At 57.0% G+C, this 19,784-nt stretch carries 18 protein-coding genes and 1 tRNA gene; 8 read left to right on the top strand and 11 right to left on the bottom strand.

The features are described from left to right. Window positions 1-129: 129 nt before the first annotated feature. Window positions 130-378 (top strand): hypothetical protein, encoded by a 249-nt coding sequence (locus BS627_RS18965; RefSeq protein WP_131829431.1) that lies wholly within the window; start codon window positions 130-132, stop codon window positions 376-378. A 264-nt stretch (window positions 379-642) separates the two neighbouring features. Here BS627_RS18965 and BS627_RS18955 read toward each other — a convergent pair whose 3' ends face one another. Continuing rightward, window positions 643-1,023 carry a hypothetical protein gene (locus tag BS627_RS18955; RefSeq protein ID WP_077984733.1) on the bottom strand — a complete coding sequence of 127 codons (381 nt, stop codon included), beginning with the start codon at window positions 1,021-1,023 and terminating at the stop codon, window positions 643-645. Window positions 1,024-1,242: 219 nt separating this feature from the next. Between BS627_RS18955 and BS627_RS18950 the strand changes: the two genes are divergently transcribed. Next, the gene (locus tag BS627_RS18950; protein WP_077984847.1) at window positions 1,243-1,827 is read left to right on the top strand and encodes a recombinase family protein; all 585 of its coding nucleotides are present in this window, start codon (window positions 1,243-1,245) and stop codon (window positions 1,825-1,827) included. Window positions 1,828-1,839: 12 nt separating this feature from the next. On the opposite strand, the gene BS627_RS18945 is transcribed toward BS627_RS18950, so the two are convergent. Beyond that, complete coding sequence (locus BS627_RS18945) at window positions 1,840-2,373, bottom strand: hypothetical protein (protein ID WP_077984732.1); 534 nt, start codon at window positions 2,371-2,373, stop codon at window positions 1,840-1,842. A 1,165-nt stretch (window positions 2,374-3,538) separates the two neighbouring features. Continuing rightward, the gene (locus BS627_RS18940) at window positions 3,539-4,531 is read right to left on the bottom strand and encodes a site-specific integrase (protein WP_077984846.1); all 993 of its coding nucleotides are present in this window, start codon (window positions 4,529-4,531) and stop codon (window positions 3,539-3,541) included. Window positions 4,532-4,713: 182 nt separating this feature from the next. On the opposite strand from BS627_RS18940, the gene BS627_RS18935 reads away from it, so the two are divergent. The 3 genes from BS627_RS18935 to BS627_RS18925 all read left to right on the top strand — a co-directional run bounded on the left by BS627_RS18935 (window position 4,714) and on the right by BS627_RS18925 (window position 7,901). Then, window positions 4,714-5,985, top strand: a complete 1,272-nt coding sequence (locus BS627_RS18935) for a PAN domain-containing protein (RefSeq protein WP_245307185.1) — start codon at window positions 4,714-4,716, stop codon at window positions 5,983-5,985. A 15-nt stretch (window positions 5,986-6,000) separates the two neighbouring features. Then, window positions 6,001-6,699, top strand: coding sequence for a DUF6998 domain-containing protein (locus BS627_RS18930; protein ID WP_077984731.1), 699 nt, complete (start codon window positions 6,001-6,003; stop codon window positions 6,697-6,699). A gap of 227 nt (window positions 6,700-6,926) precedes the next feature. After that, entirely contained in the window at window positions 6,927-7,901 is a 975-nt protein-coding gene (locus BS627_RS18925) for a PIN domain-containing protein (RefSeq protein ID WP_077984730.1), read from the top strand. 96 nt (window positions 7,902-7,997) lie between these two features. Here BS627_RS18925 and BS627_RS18920 read toward each other — a convergent pair. The 6 genes from BS627_RS18920 to BS627_RS18895 all read right to left on the bottom strand — a co-directional run bounded on the left by BS627_RS18920 (window position 7,998) and on the right by BS627_RS18895 (window position 14,236). Next, window positions 7,998-8,087: transfer RNA gene (locus tag BS627_RS18920), tRNA-Ser, on the bottom strand. 196 nt (window positions 8,088-8,283) lie between these two features. Continuing rightward, on the bottom strand, window positions 8,284-9,165 hold the full coding sequence (locus BS627_RS18915; protein ID WP_077984729.1) for a dihydrodipicolinate synthase family protein: 882 nt from the start codon (window positions 9,163-9,165) through the stop codon (window positions 8,284-8,286). Next, window positions 9,162-10,805 (bottom strand): ABC transporter ATP-binding protein, encoded by a 1,644-nt coding sequence (locus BS627_RS18910; protein WP_077984728.1) that lies wholly within the window; start codon window positions 10,803-10,805, stop codon window positions 9,162-9,164. The genes BS627_RS18915 and BS627_RS18910 overlap by 4 nt, the downstream gene beginning before the upstream one ends. Beyond that, complete coding sequence (locus BS627_RS18905) at window positions 10,798-11,721, bottom strand: ABC transporter permease (protein WP_077984727.1); 924 nt, start codon at window positions 11,719-11,721, stop codon at window positions 10,798-10,800. Before BS627_RS18905 ends, BS627_RS18910 begins: the two co-directional genes overlap by 8 nt. Window positions 11,722-11,736: 15 nt before the next feature. Continuing rightward, complete coding sequence (locus BS627_RS18900) at window positions 11,737-12,651, bottom strand: ABC transporter permease (protein WP_077984726.1); 915 nt, start codon at window positions 12,649-12,651, stop codon at window positions 11,737-11,739. Window positions 12,652-12,727: 76 nt separating this feature from the next. Continuing rightward, complete coding sequence (locus BS627_RS18895) at window positions 12,728-14,236, bottom strand: ABC transporter substrate-binding protein (RefSeq protein ID WP_077984725.1); 1,509 nt, start codon at window positions 14,234-14,236, stop codon at window positions 12,728-12,730. A gap of 323 nt (window positions 14,237-14,559) precedes the next feature. Here BS627_RS18895 and BS627_RS18890 point away from each other — a divergent pair, with 323 nt between their 5' ends. Genes BS627_RS18890 through BS627_RS18880 form a run of 3 tightly spaced genes read left to right on the top strand, consistent with a single transcriptional unit; the run spans window position 14,560 to window position 17,833 of the window. Further along, window positions 14,560-15,756 carry a sialidase family protein gene (locus tag BS627_RS18890; protein WP_077984724.1) on the top strand — a complete coding sequence of 399 codons (1,197 nt, stop codon included), beginning with the start codon at window positions 14,560-14,562 and terminating at the stop codon, window positions 15,754-15,756. Next, window positions 15,753-16,709, top strand: coding sequence for a 4-hydroxythreonine-4-phosphate dehydrogenase PdxA (pdxA, locus tag BS627_RS18885; protein WP_077984723.1), 957 nt, complete (start codon window positions 15,753-15,755; stop codon window positions 16,707-16,709). The genes BS627_RS18890 and pdxA overlap by 4 nt, the downstream gene beginning before the upstream one ends. Continuing rightward, a complete protein-coding gene (locus tag BS627_RS18880; RefSeq protein ID WP_077984722.1) occupies window positions 16,706-17,833 on the top strand; it encodes an iron-containing alcohol dehydrogenase in 1,128 nt (375 codons plus the stop codon). The genes pdxA and BS627_RS18880 overlap by 4 nt, the downstream gene beginning before the upstream one ends. A gap of 47 nt (window positions 17,834-17,880) precedes the next feature. On the opposite strand, the gene BS627_RS18875 is transcribed toward BS627_RS18880, so the two are convergent. Both BS627_RS18875 and BS627_RS18870 read right to left on the bottom strand, forming a co-directional pair. Next, entirely contained in the window at window positions 17,881-18,588 is a 708-nt protein-coding gene (locus tag BS627_RS18875) for a FadR/GntR family transcriptional regulator (RefSeq protein ID WP_077984721.1), read from the bottom strand. A gap of 4 nt (window positions 18,589-18,592) precedes the next feature. Next, the gene (locus BS627_RS18870; RefSeq protein WP_077984844.1) at window positions 18,593-19,633 is read right to left on the bottom strand and encodes a four-carbon acid sugar kinase family protein; all 1,041 of its coding nucleotides are present in this window, start codon (window positions 19,631-19,633) and stop codon (window positions 18,593-18,595) included. Between the last annotated feature and the right edge of the window lie 151 nt (window positions 19,634-19,784).

The following is a 19,784-nucleotide window of genomic DNA, read 5'->3' as shown; positions in this document are numbered from 1 at the left end:
CCGGCTGGCTCTGAGCTATTGGTCGATGTCGGACAGCGGAAAGCGAGCGACGCGCGCCGGTGAGTCGTTCTGGCGCTTTTGTGTCTGCGCGCTTAGATCGACCACATTTTGATCCGGATGAATTTTGAGATGCCGAAGAAGCAAAAACGCGACAGCGCTTATTACGAAGAGCGACTGAAGAATGAATTCCCGCTGGTTTATGCTGATTTGAAAGCCGGGAAGCACAAGACGGTCACTGAGGCGGCGATAGCTGCAGGCTTGAAGAAGTCAAGAACCCGACTTCACGAGCTGAAGAACGCGTTCAATAAGGCGAACAAATCCGAAAAGACTGCCTTCCTTAGGCTGGCTTGCGGCCAAAGGGCATCTTATCGCACCTAGATCAACGACTGGCACGGCTAGCCCCACGATCGCAATAAACGGGAAGTTATTGCCCGCCACAAAGAACCGGATCGAGGAGATCATTGCAAAACGCCATCTGAAGGTTGGCAACGTAATGGCGGAAATGGGTTTCCCAAAGCTCAACGCGTCGCTGGGCCGGGCCCTTCATAGAGGAGACAGGGTGCAGGCGGACGTGATCATTGGCTTAGAAAAGTGGCTGAAAACGAATGCCTCCGTTTAAACAGCCACAATCAAGCGCCACCTCTACTCCACAATTTTCTGAGCAATGACAGCTTTAAGACTGGCGGTTTCGCTCTTGTAGATCCTGTTTAACGTGTTCAGAGCATCCGCATCTTCCGGATAGCATTTTGAGCCACGAATGCTAGCTTCTGACTGCCTACGGTGCTGAAAATGGGAGATCACGCCACTTATTTTCAACCCTGGCACATCCATCAGAGTTTCGATGACCTGTCCCTCGAGCATCGGATCAACTGCGATTTTGCAGCTGTCCGAAATCGCTCTAATCCGCGCCGCCGTTGTCGCCAATACATTGACTATGGCGCTCAGTTCATCTGCAGCCCCCGCAGGACATGAGAGTAACGAACTGACGACAGCGAGCACGATGGGTTGCGACTTCATCTTCATTGGCAATACCGTTCAAAAAGGCACCGCACAAAAGGGAAGGGTTCCGTCATAACGAACCAGCGTTCCGGCACGTCCCGCTAAGGTATTGATTTCCTTTAACGTCGCGAGCGCTGTCAATAAAAACCCTATGCCGCACAAAAAGGTTCCTTTAAATCAATGGCTTGGCGGGTATTCTGTGGTGAATACCCACCCCGGTTGCAGGATCAGAACGGAATCGACATGCCCAATTTCGGATACGCTCGCGTCAGCACGACCGAGCAAAACATGGACCTTCAACTCACGGCACTGAATGCGGCTGGTTGCGTCAGAGTATTGACCGACGAGGGCTTCTCCGGCGCGAATTTTTCGCGACCCGGACTGAATAAAGTGCTGCGGGTCCTGCGAAATGGTGACACATTGACCGTCTGGCGACTGGATCGCCTCGGTCGCTCGCTGTTCGAGCTACTCAAGCTCGTCCGCGATCTCAACGAGCGCGGCGTCGAGTTCCGATCGCTAAGCGAAAGCTTAGATACCAGCACCTCAGGCGGTCGGCTGCTGCTGCACGTCCTCGCATCGATGGCTGAATTTGAGCGATCGCTGATCAGCGAACGAACGCGTGCAGGCATGGCTGCGGCTCGGGCTCGCGGCAGCCGGATAGGCCGGAGACCAGCGATGACGGCAGAACAACTCGTCAACGCAAGGGCGGCAATCGATATTAATCATCGCCCGGTTGCAGAGGTTGCGGGTGAATACCGAATCCACCCGCGCACACTTTCGCGATTGCTGCGCGAGCAATCTGATAATCTCGGAGACTCGATATTGTGAACCGCTCCGACATCAAAAGATCCCGAAAGCCGGATTCCTTGACATCGCACTCTTGGCCTCTGTCTCTGCTCCCCGCATTCTCTCCCGCTGCTGCTGACGAAGCAAAAGCCCGGCCTGAATATCAGATACTGCAAGCCCCTTTGCTTCTTGGCGCTTGATAAAGTTCGCGTCGGCGCGCTGGTCACGCTTCCGCTGCTCCTTCTGCTCGGCAGTCAAGTGCGACAAATCTTCGTTCGGCTTGATGCGAACCCGCCGACGGCTCGTATTACGTATCTCCCTACCGTCACGAGAGCGCCATTCATCAATATCACGCAACCTGCGCCAATCATCATCGGCGCCACGCTTCTTCTCCTTCTCGAACCGGTCCTCCGCCTTTTTGATCAGATAATCCAGTTGAGCCACGCTGCGCTGGCCATACGGCCGCTTCAAAAGTTCATCACGCTTTTGCTCCAGAGCGCGAAGTTCCTGGAAACGCTTATCATACGGAGTGAGCCTGATTACTGCGGGCTCAAAGACATACGTCACGTCATCGTTCAAATTTTCCATGCCGGAAGTTCCTCTGCCACTCTTGTTCGTCGGAACTTATAGCGGTCTCCCGGAGGAAGTGCTTCAAGTCATGAGCAAAAGTGGAAAAATGGGACGAACCGGAGCGTGAACTTTTGGCCGTTATTTAATATTATTTATTATTATTACTATTTATTAATTTCTTATATGAGAGAAAAATAGAACGGACAAAAGTTCACGTTCCCGGCGTGGTAACGCAGTTATACTCTCCGGGCGCGCTACGCTCCGGTCGCCGAACCTTTTCGGAGCGAAGCAGGTTGGCTCCGTTTGTCCACACATCCGATCCTTTACCCGTCTATAATCAAACGATGAAGAGTCATTTTCGACATAGCAGGCTGATGAGCATGCTCTTTGACTCAAGGATGCGTGTAGGCGCGATCCGGTAGTCGATATGCAAATGGGTGCTGTGGTGTCGCTGGCGCTCGCCTACGCGCTTCCCAGTCGATTTCTAGCATGGGAGGATAGAACGCTCGATCATCGCCAGCACGGAATGCATCCCCATCGTGGAGCTTAATTTCTTCTAGGACTTCGATGTTTGCTCATAGACCAGGGCTCGACCGTTGATCGCCGCAGCCATGGCAGAGGAGGTCCAACGGCACCGGGCGGACATGAAAGAGAGGTAGACGCTCTGCGCTCGATCGTCCACGGCGACGCGGGGCTTTGGTGCCGCTCGACTGCTGTCAGCTTCGTGTCGGGGTGGCGCGAATCCCCATGCGAGGATACGCTGAAATAGATTGATCTACGGCTGCGTCCTCGCTCGCCGGTGAATATGTTTTCGCCACTGGCACCTAAGGGGTCGGTAGCGTTGCACATCCGGCTCAACCGTGCGCCGGTCGCGAAATTTGGCAGACACAGCCGGTTGACTGGCAGGAGACGAGGCACCAAGCGACCAACGCAACTCAGGCGGGTTGCGCAACCTTTACACAGACGCCAAAAACGCTCGAAACGGGCAAATCCGTCAAGTTAATGTAAACTTCGTGTAAAGGTCGGCAATGAAAATCCGGCATTTTCGCAGGTCTCGGCAAGGAAATATGCAACCCTAGATTCATATTTGGAGCCAATTTTGCCCGCAACCTTGACGCATGCGGCTCTCAGGCAAGGTTGATGTAAACGTTGCGCAAGGCAACGTCGTCAGCCGTAGATGAATCTATCCCAGGCGCGCGACCAGATCGTCGGCGCTGAGATGTGTATAGCGCTTCAGCATCCGGAGCTCTTTATGTCCGGAGATGCTACTGACCTCAATAATGTTCAGACCCCGCTCGAATAGACGGCTGACGCCCTCGTGACGCAAGTCATGGAACCGGAGCGACTTGATCCCTGTCCGGATGAGCAACCGACGCCACGCCTGCTCCAGCGCTCCTGCCGTCATCGGGAAGACGGTAGATTGATCCACCTGCGCGCGCTCCTTCCAATCCATCAGCGCGTCGAACGCACGCTGAGACAAAGGCACCTGGCGACTGGAGCCATTCTTGGTTAGGGCGAGCGTGATCACCCGACGATTGTGCGAAATGTCGGACCATTTCAGACCGAGGATCTCCCCTCGCCGCATCCCTGTCTCGATGGCGAGGATCAGAAGCGTCTTGAAGTATGGCGTCTGTCCACTGTCGCAACCATCGAGCAGACGCTGCTCCTCATTGCCGGCCAATCTCCGGCTGCGCTCGTTACGGATAACCGGGCGACGCACCAGCTTCACCACGTTCTTTGCGAGCGGCAGACCCCAATCACGGATAGCAACCTCGAGAACGTGGCTCAGGATCGCAAGCTCCCGAACAGTGGTCGACGGAGCTACGGATTGAAGCCGCTCGTCACGGAAGGATGCTATATCCTGCTGGCTCAAACCGATCATCGTCCGGTATGCGAGTTCGTGGCGACGAAGCACGTCGATCCGCTGTATCTCTTGGAGGGAGCCGCGTTTAAGAGGTGACACTTCGCGCTGATAACGTTCGAGAAGCTGCCCGAGCGTCGTGCTTTCAAGAATTTTCGTGTCTGGGGCCGCGCCGAACCTATCGACCTGTGCCTCGAGGTCGCGCGCCCACTTCTCAGCTTCGAGCTTCGTGTCGAACGATTTGCACCGGGGCTTCATACCACGCCGACGAACCTGTGCCTGCCATCTTCCCCTGAGTTTTCGGATTGTCGCCATCGTGATCTCCAACGTTCATTGTCGATCATGCGTAGGATGCCCCGAAGAGGGGGCCAAGGATTATCCCGGCGCAGCATTCACACGCATTAACTGCAATCAAAAATCATAGGCGATTTATGATTGAGCGCCTTGCACGCGCGGCGTCAGTATAGTTTGATATGCATGGGTAAAGGGTATTGCGTATGCGTGGATTACTTCGCTTTGTTAGCGCCAGCGTTATTTCATTGGCAACTTTTTCCGGAGCATTTGCCGGCGAGAGAACATTCGGTCCTTTTGCTGTAAGTGACGCGAATCCGGACGTGATTGCTTTGAATGGCGATATCGACGTCAACTCAGGCCTAAATTTTCGTCGTGCGCTTCAAGCAGCGCCAAATGCGAAGCTCGTCACCCTCAATAGTCCCGGTGGCAATGTCCAGATGGGCTTGCTCATTGCGGACGATATCCATCAACGCAAGCTGGCGACCTACATTCCTAAAGAAAGCAAGTGCTTATCCGCGTGTTCGTTCGTCTTTCTTGCTGGCAATGAACGGAAGGTCGATGGAGCCTTGGGCGTTCATCAGATTTCATCCGACTCGCCGGACTTGGTTGGAGCGCAGCTGGCGATCTCAGATATTATCGAAGTCCTCAATCGCTTTGGAACGCCAGTAGACGTGATGCACGTCATGTTTAAGACGCCCCCTGATGACATGCATATATTCAGCCAAGACGAGGTGGATAAATACAAGCTAAATCGAACGGCGCAGGAACAATCAACGACGCCGACGGTTGTCGATGTTCCCGTTGCAGCCGCTGGCCAAGATAGCGACCAGAAACCAAATGATGCTAACCTTCTGGGAGACAGTCGCATGTCACCCCCTGCGCCAGATTCAAAACAACAGGCAAAGCTATCGACCCTCGACGAATTTACCCGCCGACCTAATCGAATTGCTATTTATACCGGGCTGGACCTCTTTGGAGATGACATCTCATCGCAGCGTGTCGCCGACGCTAGCGAATGTGCTCAACGCTGCCTGATTCTGAATGGCCAGTGCAAAGCTTTCACATACAACGCCAACCCGAAAATCAAGAGAGGGCCGAACTGCTTCCTGAAATCGAACGCGGGACGAGCCGATGGAAATAGCGTTGCATTTTCGGGCCGCTTTCTGAGTGGAGCCGAAGCAGATCCATCTGCCATCACGCTTGGAACGATCGATCCGCAATCAGCGCTGTTTGATGACGTCGATTTACCCGGTGGCGATTTATCCCGGCGGCCAGAACGTTCGGCGAAGACTCCTCTGGAATGTCGTCTGGCCTGCATTGACGAGAAGCAGTGCGTGGCCTTCACGTATATTAGGCCAAAGAAGGAATGTTGGCTGAAAGGCGCTGTCGGAACACCCATGCCGGGCAAAGGAATGGTGTCCGGGCTAAAAAAGCTGGAACGGTTTGCACCCGCCAAGATCATCAGCTTGGACTGAAACGGAAACAAGACCATGCTTGCTGTAACCGACCGACCAACACTCACCCAAGTCCAGATAATTCAGTCGCTCGCCGAAGCGCTGTCTTGGTTCGAGAAGGAAGTCAGCTGGGGTGTTAGCCCCGGCGAGCTCAATCACCTCACAGGGCGCATTGGCGAGCTTTACGCTGCAATGATTACTCGCGGCCAAATGGCACTCGATACCAATCAGCGGGGTTACGACGTTGTCTCCGCCTCGAACGAACGAATATCGGTCAAGACCGTCACCAGTTCCTCTCACGTCGATTTCAATGAGAATACGTTTCATCATGTCGATCGCGTGATGGTCCTCCGGGTTAACATCGATGATGACAAGGGAATATCAGTGGAAGAACTGTTGGACGAGACCGTAGACACGGCTCGTCAATTTATGCGGGGACAGGGTGGTAAGCTTGTTTATCCGATCAAACGTGGGACCCGCGAAGAGCGTCCTGTTGAGTCGCTCGAAATATCCGGAAAGGCCACTTACTCCGACTTCGAAATTGTAAAATATGAAAACGGCGCAATCCGTATTTTTCAACACGGAGAACCACAACAAGTCGTCGTCAAAGAGAGACTACGTTCGGTTGCGGCAGAAATCGGTATCGATTTGTTCAATTCGAAAGGCGGATTGAAAAATACACAGCAACTCGGTGCTGATGTCATTCGTGCATTGAACGCTATAGGTGATCTGTAGAAAGCATGCGCTGACTGCAACCAGCGACAATCCCGAGAGCGTTATGATCGCAGTCGTGATTTCTTTAGATATTTGTTGCCTGTGCAGGACGAAATGAGAAGGGGGACGTCCATATTGAACATTCCAAGTTTTCTGACGATGTGGCGCGGTGAGAATTTTTTAAAAGATAGATGCCAGTGTTGAATCTATCCTAGGGTTGTAGCGCTTGCGATGAAAGAATGTGAAAAATGCCTTTGAATCTTTTTTTGGATACCAACATATACCTTTCATTCTATTCGCTATCAAACGCTGACGTGGCACAATTAGACAAACTACGCCAATTTGTTGCTCAAGGAGAAGTTCGCCTTTTTGCAAGCACTCAACTTCGGGATGAGATTCGCAGGAATAGGGAGAACAAAATCCGTGAATCATTCAAGGCGCTACGGGAGACCGCTCTCAAATGTCAGGTTCCTGCGTTCGTAAAGAATTTAGACACCTTTTTACAGCTTCAGGAAATTCTTAAAGAGGCCAACAAAAAACACTCGCAGCTCATAGCAGAAGTTGAAGCTTCGATTGAAGCGAACGAGCTAGACGCGGACAGAATGATTGATGCGCTTTTAAAAGCAGCCAACATCAAAGAGATCACTGAAAAAGTTTTTGTTGCCGCAGTTAATAGATACAGGGTTGGAAATCCTCCGGGAAAAAAGTCCCAAACATGTGGAGATGAAATTAATTGGGAATTCGTTCTTTCCGAAGCTCCCGATAGCGAGCCTCTGCATCTCGTGTCAGCTGATGGAGATTATTCTTCCCCGCTCGATCAAAATAAAATGAATTCATTTATGCAGAGCGAATGGAAAGAGAAGAAGAAGGCTGAAATTTTCTTTTACAGGGATTTGCCGAGCTTCTTTTCCAAGCACGTCCCCACGATTCAATTAGCGATGCAGCAACAGCTCGCCGGGTTAATCGCCGAATTGGCGGCAAGTGGGAGTTTCTCGACGACTCATTCAGTGATCTCACAGTTTCCTGAGAACCCCGAGTTCACCGACGCTCATATTAACGAATTGGTAGACATCCTCCACAACAACTCACAGGTGGGCTGGATATCCGAAGACCCCGACGTCAAATCATTTTACAATCCAGTTTTGGCTCGTCACCATCAACTCAACTCGACGCAACAGGCCACTACCGCTATGGGTGCTAGCCCGATCATCAACGCGCCTTGAACGTGGCCTTCAAAGAGATGGGCGCTATAAACGCTGAGAAAACTTAGCCGTCGATCTCTTCAAAGGAGCCGAAAGTCTAGAACCACAAGGATTTTATGGCGGAGAGGGTGGGATTCGAACCCACGATACCCTTGCAGGTATGCCGCATTTCGAGTGCGGTGCATTCGACCACTCTGCCACCTCTCCGCATGCGCGAACGCTTGCGTTGCGCGCTCCTCTTAAACATCAATGGCGGGGCTGACAAGGGGAATTTCGTGTTTATGTCACAAATTATTCGCCATGGATCAGGCTAGGGAAATGCTTTTGATGATGGCCGTTTGGCAGATATTTTTAAGGTGAGGCACACGATCCGCTGCGGTGCGCGTTACAGTCGCTCACGGCGTCAGAGCCGTTGATAACGCCGCAAGATTTCCAGGATTTTTTCATCCTGCGCTTTATCCGGCAGAAGGGCCGGTTGGCGACTGGCGCCAACGGAAGAGTCCTGGAGATAAAGCGAGCGCTTGACCATGGCCGGTGCGAAGCCGAGGGCGTAGAGATCGGTGCGGAAGTCAGTGTAGATCGCCTGCTGGCGTTCGGCCTCGGTGATATCGCCGGCGTTGAAAGCGTTGAGAATGCCGGCCAGGACATCCGGCAGTGCGTTGCCGAGGCCGGAAATGCAGCCCGCCGCGCCGTTCTGTAACGACCAGAGAACGAGGTGATCCGGGCCGGAATAGACCTCGAAACCCGGCATCTCCTTTGCCACCTGAAGATAGGCTTCGAGCGTCTGCTGAGCGCCGCCGGAATCCTTGATGCCTGCGATATTGCCATGGATGGCGAGTTTGCGTGCGGTTTCAGGCTCTATGTGGTTCTGGGTGCGGGCGGGAATGTCATAGAGATAGACCGGCGTTTCAACGGCATCGGCCACTGTCGAGAAATGGCGGATCAGGCCATCCTGCGTGCAGGCGATGAAGAAGGGCGTGATGACGGCGATACCGTCGACGCCGATGCGGTCGAAGGCTTTGGCAAGTTGCAGGGTTTCGAATGTGGCGGGCATGCCCGCATTCACGATGACCTTGGCACGGCCGGCAACTTCGTCCACCACCTCTTCGGTCAGCCGGATTTTTTCCGTATGCGTCAACGCGGTAAAATCGCCATTGGTCCCGGCGCACATAATGTTGTTACCGGCCGCCACCTGGCGGCGCACCTGCGCGCGGGTTGCCTCATAGTTGATGGTTTCATCCTCGTTGAAACAGGTAACGAGCGCGACGAAAGCTTGTTTGCTCATGAAAGAACTCCGCTTGAATTTGCGACGGCATCGCCGGAAACGGACGGATGACGCTGGGATTGCATATCAGGGTCTGGATCGAGGCTCGCGGACAGAAGGGCACGGGTATAGGCCTCGCACGGCGCTTCGAACACCTGTCGAACGGTACCGAACTCTACAATCTCTCCCCCCTGCATGACCATGACGTGATCGGCAAAATCCCGAACAACCGGCAAATCATGCGCGATGAAGATGAAGGAGAGGCCCATTTCGCGGCGCAGCTTATCCAGAAGTGCTATGACCTGCGCCTGAACCGAGACATCGAGGGCCGAGACCGCTTCGTCGCAGATGATGAGCTTGGGTTCCAGTGCCAATGCCCGGGCAATCGCGATCCGCTGCCGCTGACCGCCGGAGAACTGGTGCGGATAACGGCGCATATGTTCCGGCGAGAGACCCACCTGATGCAGCAGTTCGGCAACCCGTTCACGCCATCTTGCCTTGGGCAATATCTCCGGATGGATGACCCAGGCCTCGGAAATTAATTGAAACACGGTCATGCGCGGATTGAGCGACTGGGTGGGGTCCTGAAACACCATCTGCAAATCGCGCCGGAGCGCAAAAAGTTCAGCAGGCGAGAGCTTGAAAAGGTCGCGGCCCTTCCACAAGGCGCTGCCCGCATCCGGCTCGTCCAGCCGCAAGAGAATACGCGCCAGCGTCGATTTGCCAGAACCGCTTTCACCGACGACGGCAATGGTTTCTCCGGGCATGAGGTCGAAGGAAATGCCCTTCAGCGCCTCGAAGGCGCCGTAACGCTTGCGCACGTCACGCACGCTGAGCAGCGCTTCGCCCACCCCCTGCGGCTCATGCATGTCGCCCTTGCCGGGTGCTGCGCTGATGAGCTTGCGGGTATAGGGGTGTTGCGGATTTCGATAGACCTCGCGAACCGTGCCGGCCTCGACCAGAACACCCTTTTCCATCACAACCACGCGATCGGCGATTTGGGCGACGACGCCGAGATCGTGAGTGATGATGAGCACGGCCATGCCGGTTTCCTGCTGCAATTCCTTGAGCAGCGAAAGCACCTCAGCCTGCACCGTCACGTCAAGCGCGGTGGTCGGCTCATCGGCGATCAGGAGATCGGGCCGAAGCGCCAGCGCCATGGCGATCATGACGCGCTGGCGCTGGCCACCCGAAAATTCATGCGGATATTTCTTCAAGGCCCCGTCCGGGTCGGGAATGCCGACGCGGGCGACAAGCCGCCTCGCCTCCGTTTCCGCCGCCGCCTTGCCCATGCCATGGGTGGTCATCGCCTCGCGGATCTGCCAGCCGACGGTATAGACCGGATTGAGGTGGCTAAGCGGGTCCTGAAAGATCATGGCGATGCGCCGGCCGTTGATCTCGCGGCGCGCCTCGGTCGGCATGGTCAGGAGGTCCTGACCGTCGAGCAATATCTGACCGCCGCCGATATGTCCGGGCGGCATGTCGATGAGGTTCATGATGGCCGAGGACGATACCGACTTGCCCGAACCGCTTTCGCCGAGGATGGCCAGCGTTTCGCCACGGTCGATATGGTAGGAGACATCCTTTACCGCATGGACGACACCGCTTGCGGTGTGGAACTCCACGGACAGGTTGCGCACGTCGAGAAGACGGTCAGCCATGCTTGCGGCCTTTCATTTCCAGGCGCCAGCGCTGCACGGGATCAAGCGCGATGCGCAGCCAGTTGGAAAGCAGGTTGAGCGACAGGGTTGTGAGGATGATGGCAAGTCCCGGCCAGAAGGACAGCCACCAGGCATTGGTGAGATATTGCCGCCCCTGCGAAATCATCAGGCCCCAGGTGATTTCCGGCGGCTGAATGCCGATACCGAGGAAGGACAGCGCGCTTTCCGCCAGCATCACATAGGCGAAATCAAGCGTGGCAAGCGTCGTCAGCGTCGGCAACACGACGGGCAGGATGTGGCGGAACAGGATGCGCTTGCCGGATGCGCCCATCACGCGCGCCGCCTGCACGAACATACGCTCGCGCACCTCAAGCACCTCCGCCCTTGTCGTCCGGATGTAAACGGGAATGCGGGTGATGGCGAGAACCAGCATCAGGTTGAGGATGGAGGAGCCGAGCAGATAAAGCACGATGACCGCAATCAAGAGCGACGGGAACGACATGATAACATCAGCAAGCCGCATGATGATCTGACCGACACGGTCGGAGGAAAAACCGGCAATCAGCCCGAGCACGGCGCCGGTAATGGAGGAAAGAAGCACCGCGCCGGCGGCGATCATCATCGTGTTTTGGGTGGCGGCGACAATGCGCGCGAGAAGCGAACGGCCGAGCGCATCCGCCCCCAGCCAGAAATACCACTCGCGCTGCCAGTCGAACGGGGCGAGGTTGCGCCCGCGCAGGTTCTGTTTCGTCGCCAGATCGCCAAGCCATGCCGGGCCGACAAAAGCGAGGATAACGACGACGATGAGGAAGATCGCGGCGCAGAGCGCGAATTTATCCGCCCACAACATGCGCAGCATACGTGTTGCGAAGGACGGCTCGGCGGTGATCTCGTTGTCGGCGCTGTAAAGGCTCATGGATGAACGGCCTCCTCAGTGCCGGATACGCGGATCAAGGAGCGCATAGGCGATATCGATCAGAAGATTCATCAGGAAGATCGCCAGCGCGGTCACGAGAATGGCGGCCAGCACGACGTTGAAATCGCGCTGAAGAATGGAATCGATCATCAGCTTGCCAACGCCGGGAAAACCGAAAATCGTTTCGACGATGACGGCGCCATTGAGAAGGCTTGCCGCCTGATCGCCAATGACGGTGATGACCGGCAGCATGGCGTTTCGCAAAGCGTGGATGAAAATGATCGGACCCGACTTCACGCCCTTGGCGCGCGCCGTCTTGACATAGGCCGAGGACAAAGCACCGATCATCGAACCGCGCACCACCTGCACGATAATGCCGAAGGGGCGCACAAAAAGGACTGCGATCGGCAATATCCAGTGCAGCACGGAGCCCGTTCCCGACGTGGGCAACCAGGCGAGATTGACAGAGAAGACGACGATGGCGACGATCGCCAGCCAGAAATCCGGCACGGATGCACCGATGAGCGAGATACTGGAAGCCATGCGGTCGAAGAAGCCACCAGAGCGGAAAGCCGCAAGCGAACCGATGACTATGGCGGCGGAGGTAACGAGCGACATGGTGATGACAGCGAGCCAGAGCGTCCAGACAAAAGCCTCCAGCACCACATCCAGCGCCGGGCGCGCTTTTCTCAGTGATTCTCCGAGATCACCCGTCATTACATCGCCCGCATAGCGCAGGAACTGCACCGTCAGCGGATCGTTCAGCCCGTGCAGCGCCCGAAACTGCTGCTTCAACTCCTCCGAAGCCTCCACCGGCAGAAACAATGCAGCCGGGTCCCCCGTCAGGCGCGACAGGAAGAAAACCATCACGATGAGGCCGATCAGGGAGATCAAGCTCGCAACGGAACGTTTTCGGATGAAACTCAGCATGGTTGCCTCCGGTTTTTCAATGCGGCGGCGAAGCTTTCGCTGCGCCGCCGCTTCTCAATTGACAAGACGCGGGGTCTTATTTGATGCCGATTTCCGAAAGCTGCAGCATCGAGTTCGTGGAGATGGTGGGCTTGAAGTCCAGCCGTTCCGAGACGCGGGAGAAGCCGACCATGTGGAACAGCAGCACGTCGGCCACCACATCGTCGTGCAGATAAGCGATGAGTTCCGACCAGAGCTTGGCGCGCTCGTCACCGACCGCTGCGGATGCACGTTCAATCAGATCGTCAACCTTCTTGTCCGAGAAGCCGGACTGCGTGCCCTTGGTGGCATATTTGAAGAACATGGTGAAGGACGGGTCGCCCTTGGAATTGTCGTGCATGGCGGCGACAATCTGCGGTCCGCGGCCTTCCTTGAAGGGCTTGGAATAATAGCTTTCGTGCTCGGCCACTTCCACGAATTTCAGGTCGATCTTGAAGCCGACATCCTGCAATTGCTGCTGGATCGCCTCCATGATCTCGGTGACGTTGGGGAAATTCGCGGTACGCGCGATGATGGTGATCGGCGTATCCACCTTCACACCGGCAGCCTTTGCTTCCTCGAGCAGCTTTTTTGCGCCCTCGGGGTCATAGGGGAAGACCTTGACGTCGGGGTTCCAGCCAAGCGTTGTCGGTGGAACGAGCGCGGTGGCCAGCACGGCGCCTTCTGGAACCAGCGTGCCGAGGAAGGCCTGCCGGTCGATGGCGAGGTTGAGCGCGCGGCGCACCCGCACATCGTTCAGCGGCTCAATATTGTGATCGAGACGCATATAGACCGTCTCGCTGTCGAGATAGGAAAAGTCGGTCTTCGTATTGGTGGCGTCCAGCTGGGAAATCGAAGGCGAGAGATCGGCTTCGCCGGTCTGCACCATGGCCGCGCGAACCGAAGGATCGGCGCGGAAAAGATAGGTCGCTTCCGTCACCTGCGGTTTGTCCCCCCAATAATCGTCGCGCGCGGTGAGCACAATTTGCTGACCCGGCGTCCAGTCGGTCAGCTTGTAGGGCCCGGTGCCGACAGGCTCTCGGATGAATTCCATCTTGGTTTCTTCCGGAACGATGGTGACCAGCGACATCAAGAGCGGCAGAATAGGCTGCGCCGGTTCGGCCTTGAAGTCGATCGTGTAGTCATCAACGATTGATGGGGTCACCGTCATGCCACCGAAATAACGACGGGACTCGCAGGCGTTCTTGTCGCTCATAATGCGTTCGAAGCTGTGCTTGACGTCCTTGGCATCGAACGCCGTGCCGTCGGAAAACTTTACGCCTTCACGCAGGTGGAAACGCCAGCTTCCATCGGCATTCTGCTCCCACTTCTCGGCAAGGCGCGGCTGAACACCCTTGTTGCCGCGCACATCAAGCTCCGTCAGCGTCTCGCTGACATTTTCCATGATGATGCGACCGATGTTGGAGCGGGTGGCCATGCAGGGCTCCAGCAGGTCCGCCTCTTCCGCCAGCACGATCTTGATCGGACCCGATGCCGCGAGCGCCGGCGAAACCGCGGCGCTGAAGGAACCCAAGACAAGGGCGCCCGCAATCAATGACTTCTTCATTCCGTTCTCCTCCCAGATTCAGAAATTCAGCAACATGGCGGCGCGCCGCAAGGGGCATTTGAAAAATCCCCGTCTCCTGCATTAAGGAGCATGGCATGCGGATGATTGTCTCCTCCACCCGTTAGCGAAGCATCGACGCTATCACGTTTTTTGTCAATTTATTTTTCGAAGGCAATTTTTATTAAAGCCAAATTCATTAATTTTATTATTTAAAAACAAAAGTTTAATTCCAAAAATCAAAAATATCGAATCCTCATTTTCTACCAAATAAACTTGACAACTTTTTGAATATGTCATTTTCATCGAGACAAGAGGAGACCACGATGACCCCTGATGACATCGCTCGCGCCATGACCGGAGCCATGCATGCTGTGTCGGAAAACCGGCAGGAAGCCTTTCTGCCGTCGCCCATGATTCAGAACCATGCGAGCTTCCTGCACCTTCTGGACGATGGCGCCCTGCTCTGCGCATGGTTCGGCGGCACGCTGGAAGGAAAATCGGATATTTCGATTTTCGCATCCGTACTGACGGCGGGTGCAACCCGGTGGGGACCGCCGCAGCGACTGAGCCACGACCCCTCCCATTCCGAACAGAACCCGGTTGTCTTCACCGCGCCGGATGGCGTTCTGTGGCTGTTTCATACCGCTCAGCCCTCCGGTAATCAGGATGAATGCCGCATTCGCATGGCGCGGATCCACCGCGACGCGACTGCGCCGGAAAAGCTTGTTTCCGAGGAAGGATGTTTTCTCGATCTCCCGCAGGGCTGCTTCATCCGCGCGCCGCTGCGCATCCGAGATGACGGTGCCTGGCTGCTGCCGATCTTCCGTTGCATCCAGCGCCCCGGCCAGAAATGGAACGGTAGCCACGATACGGCAGCGCTCGGCATATCCACGGACAATGGTGCGACCTGGCGATTGCAGGATCTGGAAGAATCGACCGGCTGCGTGCATATGAGCCCGGTTGCGGTGACGAATGGGGACTACGCCGCCTTCTTCCGCCGCCGTCAGGCTGACTTCGTCTACCGCACGCAAAGCGTCGATGGCGGCCGCTCGTGGTCAAAGCCGGAGCCGACCGATGTGCCCAACAATAATTCCTCCATTGCGGTCATCAAGCTCAACGATGGCAGGTTGGCTATGATCTGCAACCCCGTCAATGCCGCGCAGTCGAGCGATCGCCGCGCCTCGCTTTACGACGAACTTGGAGAGGACGACGACAGGCCGGATGCCGATCCGAGCGGCGGGTGCGTTCCCGTCTGGGGTGTGCCGCGCGCGCCTGTTTCGATCTGCCTGTCCGACGATGACGGGCGCAGTTTTGCCACCCGGATCCTGATCGAAGACGGGCCGGGCACCTGCCTTTCGAACGATTCGACCGATGGGCGCAATCTGGAAATGTCCTATCCGTGGCTTCTGGAAGCGCCGGACGGTACGCTGCATGCAAGCTACACCTATCATCGCCGCGCAATCAAATATGTCCGGCTGGCGCCCGGCTGGGCTGACGAGAACGACGGGAGACAAAGATGAGCAATATTATTGGCATCACCATGGGTGATCCCTGTGGTGTCGGCCCGGAAATCACGGTGCGGGCGCTCGCCGAAATGTCCGGTTCGGATCGTGCAGCGACGCGGATTTACGGCAACCTCGCCACGCTGGAAGCGGCGCAGGATGCGCTCGGCGTTGATATCGATCTTTCTCAGCACGTGGTCGACCTGCCAGTGGAGGGTGCGCCGCTGCCCTGGGGTACATTGTCGCCTGTTGCCGGAGACGCCGCGTTCCGCTTTATCGAAAAGGCTGTTCGCGATGCCGAAGCGGGCGCAATCGGCTGCATCGTTACCGCGCCGATCAACAAGGAAGCCCTGAATCTCGCCGGTCACCATTATGATGGCCACACCGGCATGTTGCGAAGCCTCACCGGCTCCTCGGCTGCCTATATGCTGCTCGCCTCCGAACGGTTGAAGGTCATTCACGTTTCCACCCATGTCTCCTTGCAGGAAGCCATTACCCGCGCGACGACGGAGCGCGTGCTTGCGACCATCCGCGCCGGCAACGCGCATCTGAAACGCATCGGTTATGGTCAACCGCGCATCGCGGTTGCCGGCATCAACCCGCATTGCGGTGAAAACGGCCTGTTCGGCAATGAGGATGACAATCAGATCGCACCGGCGGTCGCCGCCGCACGCGCCGAAGGCATCGAAGTGCAGGGACCGATTTCCGCCGACACCGTGTTCCACCGGGCTTATTCCGGCGCTTTCGATCTCGTCGTCGCGCAATATCACGATCAGGGCCATATACCGATCAAACTTGTCGCTTTCGACACCGCCGTCAATGTCTCCGTCGATCTGCCGATAGACCGCACCTCCGTCGATCACGGCACGGCTTTCGATATCGCCGGCAAGGGCATCGCCAATCACGGCAACATGAATGCGGCCATCGCCTATGCGCGCAAGCTGGTGGCCGGCAAGGATCGAAAGGGATGAGCACCATGTCGACAGCTCCCATTCTCATCCATCAGCCACGCCGGCTCGCCGTTGGCGCCGGCACCGTTTCACAGGTCGGCGTCTGGGCGGGGAAAACCGCATCGACCCTCGTTATCGCCACACCGCTGACGGCCAAATTTGCCGAACGGCTGCAATTGCCGGGTCCTTTCACTGTCTTCGACGCCATTCCCGGCGAGCCGGACACCACAACGCTCGAAGCCGCCCTTGCCGCGGCAAGCGCCGCCAAGCCGGATCTCGTCATCGGCCTCGGCGGCGGTTCGGTAATGGATGTGGCGAAGCTGGTCGCGGCGCTCTGGAATTCCGGCCAGACGCTTGAGGATGTGGCTGGACCGAACAGGGTTGCCGGGCGCGACACCCGGCTGGTGCAGATCGCCACCACCGCCGGAACCGGCTCCGAAGCCGGCATCCGTTCGCTTATCACAGACGCGGTAAAAGGCAGCAAGATCGCGGTCGAAAGCCCTCATCTGATTGCGGATTTCGCCGTGCTCGATCCGGAACTCACCTATTCGGTCCCACCAGCCGTTACGGCGGCAACGGGTGTGGATGCCATGGCCCATTGCGTCGAAGCCTTCACCAACCGCAAGGCCCACCCGATGATCGACGGTTTCGCACGCATGGGATTTGCACTGGTCGGTAAATATCTGGCGCGCGCCGTCCGCGATGGTGCGGATACTGAAGCGCGGGAAGGCATGATGCTTGCCTCCTATTATGGCGGCATCTGCCTTGGTCCGGTCAATACGGCCGCCGGCCATGCCATCGCCTATCCGCTCGGCACGCTTCTTAACCTGCCGCACGGGCTGGCGAACGCCATCGTCTTTCCGCATGTTCTGGCCTTCAACCAGCCCGCGGTTTCTGCGAAGACGGCGGAGGTGGCGGGAGCGCTCGGGCTTCGCGAACATCTTTCGCCTGATGATTTGCGCAAGGCGGCGACGGATTTCTGTGCCGGACTCGGCATCGAAATGTCGCTTGCACGGCACGGCGCCATTGAAGCCGATCTTCCCCGCTACGCTGAGAATGCGCATGCCATCCGCCGGCTGATGGACAACAACCCCGTCGACATGAGCCTCGAGGATGTGCTCGGCGTTTACCGCCACGCCTTCTGAGCAAAATTCCGGTGCGCGGGCGCGCGCATCGGTCTTCGGTCACCCGCTTAATCCGTGTGCGAAGACTCAAACAGGCGGTCGCGCGATCCGGTCAGGTGCTGGAGCATCAGCTGGCGTGCCGCCTCTGCATCCCCATCGGCAATCGCCTTTGCGATTGCCTCATGCTCGGCAAAAACACGCGTCAGGCCGGATGCTTCCCGCTTCAATGACATGCCGTGGAACTTCATTCCCACGGCAATATGGTCTTTCAGCGCTTCCATCGCAGTGGAGAAATAACTGTTCCGCGCCGCCCGTGCGATGGCGAGATGAAACTGATAATCGGCATCCTCGCGGTGGGACTGGCGATTGGTCGCATCCCGCATCAGTTCGAGCGCCTTCCGGATCGCCGCAAGTCTCTCACCATCGTGCCGAAGAGCCGCCGCTGCCGCCGCGGCCGGCTCCAGCGTCAGCCTGAATTCGTAACAGTTGAGAAGGTCCGCGACGTTTTCAAGCTGGCCGAAGCCGAGCGGCTCGCGCAGGCCGAAGGCCCTGACATAGCTGCCGGAGCCTCTGCGGGAATAGATGAAACCCTGTTCGCGCAGCCGCCGGAGTGCCTCGCGCACCACCGGTCGCGATACTTCGAATTCCATGGCGAGTTCATGCTCGGTCGGCAGCCGCTCATCCGGCTTGTAGGCGCCGGATTTGATCGCGCGGTGCATTCTCTCGAAAATAATGTCCGGAAGTGCCTTGCGCGCCGTTTCTTTCATCAGCCCCATCTGGTCAGCTCTCTCCAGCGTCATTGTCGCCAAGCATCATTTTCGCGATCCGTTTCAACGTGTCAGCTTGCCCAAAACCGCCGGACTTCGCAATGATGCATTGATCGCCGGACCAGCCCACGCCGAGACCCGGCAGGCATTCGCCGGCAAGACGCAAGCGCGAAACGCCCATGGCCCGCAGCACGGCCTCCGCCGTGGCTCCACCTGACAACAGCAGTCTTGCCGCTCCGGCGGTAAAATGCGGCACGACGCCTTGCGCCAACCGGTCTGAGACCGCAAGCGGCGACAGATTTTCCGCACCCTGCGTCGCTTGAACCAGCATCAGACCGGCACCGTCATCGGTGTGGCGGGGCATGACGCCATTCGGCGCCTCAATGATCGAAACAGGTCCAACGCTTTTGAGAACGTCAATCTGCTCCACCGTGATCGGATCGCGAGACCCGATGACAAAAAGCCCCTTTCCGGCCGGAATGATCGCGGCCTCAGGAACAGCCTGCGCCGTCATCGCCTCAGCCAGCGCCTCGGCAAGCCCGCGCGCGCCGACCAGAAGATCGGCCCCTTGCGCCTGCGCGGCGGCGAGAGCCTCGGCGATTTCGCCCTTTGATCGCGTATCGGGTATCGCGCAACGGTCGGCATGCCCGCGCAGCCTTTCATGAACCGGAATGGCAGCGTCGACGCCAAAGCCGGAAACGGCTCCGCCAATAACGACGCGTCCAAAATCCGGAATTGCGGGCGCGACAAGCGCGTGGCGATAGGAAATCGCATCCATTTCCGCCGCAATATGCCCCTTCAGGCGGGAATCGATCTTCTTGAAAAGGATGGTATCGACCGGAAGCAGCCCCAGCAGTTCCCGCGTGCGGCGGCGGGCTTCATCCGCCTCGCCGTCGCGGCAGCCGAGATCGACGCTAAGGACGGCAGGCGCATCCGCCAACGCCGCACGCGCACCGTCAAGCCCGATGGCAACCTCGGTCGCCAGCCCGCGCCCGGCAAAAGGGGCGGCGGCGTCGAGCGCTCCGGTCAGATCATCGGCAAAAATTAATAGCAAGGGCGATGTCTTCATAAAAGTTGTAATGTTTTCTGTCGATAAATTTATTTATAATCAATAGATAAGTGGATGTGAATAACAAAATTTGCGACACAGCTTTTCGCACTGACCAATCAGCCGCAAAGAGGCTCGAAGGACGAGAAAAAAACCG

Source organism: Agrobacterium salinitolerans, assembly GCF_002008225.1.
Taxonomy (GTDB): Bacteria; Pseudomonadota; Alphaproteobacteria; order Rhizobiales; family Rhizobiaceae; genus Agrobacterium; species Agrobacterium salinitolerans.
This window is presented reverse-complemented; position numbering and strand designations above follow the sequence as displayed.

Coding starts and splice junctions, on each gene's coding strand:
- BS627_RS18880 (WP_077984722.1), top strand. CDS start 16,706: ATGAGCACCATGTCGACAGCTCCCATTCTCATCCATCAGCCACGCCGG.
- BS627_RS18890 (WP_077984724.1), top strand. CDS start 14,560: ATGACCCCTGATGACATCGCTCGCGCCATGACCGGAGCCATGCATGCT.
- BS627_RS18935 (WP_245307185.1), top strand. CDS start 4,714: ATGCGTGGATTACTTCGCTTTGTTAGCGCCAGCGTTATTTCATTGGCA.
- BS627_RS18925 (WP_077984730.1), top strand. CDS start 6,927: ATGCCTTTGAATCTTTTTTTGGATACCAACATATACCTTTCATTCTAT.
- BS627_RS18910 (WP_077984728.1), bottom strand. CDS start 10,805: ATGGCTGACCGTCTTCTCGACGTGCGCAACCTGTCCGTGGAGTTCCAC.
- BS627_RS18915 (WP_077984729.1), bottom strand. CDS start 9,165: ATGAGCAAACAAGCTTTCGTCGCGCTCGTTACCTGTTTCAACGAGGAT.
- BS627_RS18895 (WP_077984725.1), bottom strand. CDS start 14,236: ATGAAGAAGTCATTGATTGCGGGCGCCCTTGTCTTGGGTTCCTTCAGC.
- BS627_RS18955 (WP_077984733.1), bottom strand. CDS start 1,023: ATGAAGATGAAGTCGCAACCCATCGTGCTCGCTGTCGTCAGTTCGTTA.
- BS627_RS18930 (WP_077984731.1), top strand. CDS start 6,001: ATGCTTGCTGTAACCGACCGACCAACACTCACCCAAGTCCAGATAATT.
- BS627_RS18950 (WP_077984847.1), top strand. CDS start 1,243: ATGCCCAATTTCGGATACGCTCGCGTCAGCACGACCGAGCAAAACATG.
- pdxA (WP_077984723.1), top strand. CDS start 15,753: ATGAGCAATATTATTGGCATCACCATGGGTGATCCCTGTGGTGTCGGC.
- BS627_RS18945 (WP_077984732.1), bottom strand. CDS start 2,373: ATGGAAAATTTGAACGATGACGTGACGTATGTCTTTGAGCCCGCAGTA.
- BS627_RS18965 (WP_131829431.1), top strand. CDS start 130: ATGCCGAAGAAGCAAAAACGCGACAGCGCTTATTACGAAGAGCGACTG.
- BS627_RS18875 (WP_077984721.1), bottom strand. CDS start 18,588: ATGGGGCTGATGAAAGAAACGGCGCGCAAGGCACTTCCGGACATTATT.
- BS627_RS18905 (WP_077984727.1), bottom strand. CDS start 11,721: ATGAGCCTTTACAGCGCCGACAACGAGATCACCGCCGAGCCGTCCTTC.
- BS627_RS18900 (WP_077984726.1), bottom strand. CDS start 12,651: ATGCTGAGTTTCATCCGAAAACGTTCCGTTGCGAGCTTGATCTCCCTG.
- BS627_RS18940 (WP_077984846.1), bottom strand. CDS start 4,531: ATGGCGACAATCCGAAAACTCAGGGGAAGATGGCAGGCACAGGTTCGT.